Origin of the sequence: Mesorhizobium sp. M7A.F.Ca.US.014.04.1.1 (assembly GCF_003998745.1) — a bacterium.
Classification (GTDB): domain Bacteria; phylum Pseudomonadota; class Alphaproteobacteria; order Rhizobiales; family Rhizobiaceae; genus Mesorhizobium; species Mesorhizobium ciceri.
The window spans coordinates 1-1,136 of the sequence record NZ_RZRW01001074.1 but is presented as its reverse complement, the minus strand read 5'-3'; the positions used below and the strand labels follow the sequence as shown (position 1 = coordinate 1,136).

At 64.5% G+C, this 1,136-nt stretch carries 1 protein-coding gene and 1 pseudogene; both read left to right on the top strand.

What is annotated here, in order from left to right:
• A partial coding sequence (locus tag EOA22_RS34575) for a CaiB/BaiF CoA-transferase family protein (protein ID WP_164756216.1) occupies positions 1-1,020 on the top strand: 1,020 nt, incomplete at its 5' end.
• A 31-nt stretch (positions 1,021-1,051) separates the two neighbouring features.
• Positions 1,052-1,136 (top strand): annotated as a pseudogene (locus EOA22_RS39345) (HugZ family protein); the annotation flags it as partial.

Here is a 1,136-nt window from a genome sequence, read left to right as displayed (position 1 = left end):
CTCCTCCCGCTGCCGGATGAGTATAACATCGACCGCCATGGCCGCGCCGTGCTGCGCCTCGACCTGAAGCGCCGTGAAGGCACCGATCTGTTGCTGCGCCTTGCCGAAAAGGCGGACATGTTGCTCGAAGGCTTTCGCCCGGGCGTCATGGAACGGCTCGGCCTCGGCCCGGAAACGGTGCTGGTGCGTAACCCGGCGCTGATCTACGGCCGTATGACCGGCTTCGGCCAGGGCGGTCCGCTCGCCGGCCGCGCCGGCCATGACATAACCTACCTCGCCTATAGCGGCGTGCTGCACGCCATCGGCCATGCCGGCGGCCGTCCCGTCACGCCGCTCAACCTCGTTGCAGACTATGGCGGTGGCGCCATGATGCTGATTGCCGGTGTGCTGGCCGCCCTGTTCCAACGTTCGCGCACGGGCAAGGGTGAAGTTATCGACGCCGCGATGGTCGATGGCGCCTCGATGCTGGCGGTGCCCCTGCACGCCTTGATGGCGGCCGGCTTGTGGAGCGACAAGCGTGGCGCGAACCTGCTCGATTCCGGCGCCCCGTTCTACGACACCTATGAGACGTCGGACGGACGTCATATCGCCATCGGTTGTCTCGAGCCGCAATTCTTCGCCGAATTCGCGAGGCTGCTGCCGCTCGACGAGTGCTTTGCATCCGGCCAGTACGACAAGGCCCTGTGGCCGCCGATGCGCGCCGCCATTGCCGATCGGATCCGGCAGAAACCACGCGACGACTGGGACCGGTTGTTCGCGCAAACCGATGCCTGCGTTGCACCCGTTCTGTCGCTGCAAGAGGCAAAGCACCACCCGCACAATCGGGCACGCAACGCCTCTGTGACGGCAGGTGCATTTGAGCGCCCGGCCCCGGCCCCGCGTTTCTCGAGTTCGCAACCGACATTGGCCACTATGCCCGGCGATGAGGATTTGTTGCCGTCGACAACGCTGGCACGTTTCGGCTTTGCGAAAGCCGAGATCGACGACCTTGTCAAATCCGGCTTGCTGACCGATAACTAGAGAACAAAAATCAACTTACTGCGGTGCTGCCTTGGACGACCCGAAGAAGGACGTGATCCGTGAGACGGACGCCGAAGCGATCCGGCTGGCGAAGACGCTTCTGCGCAGCGCCCGCT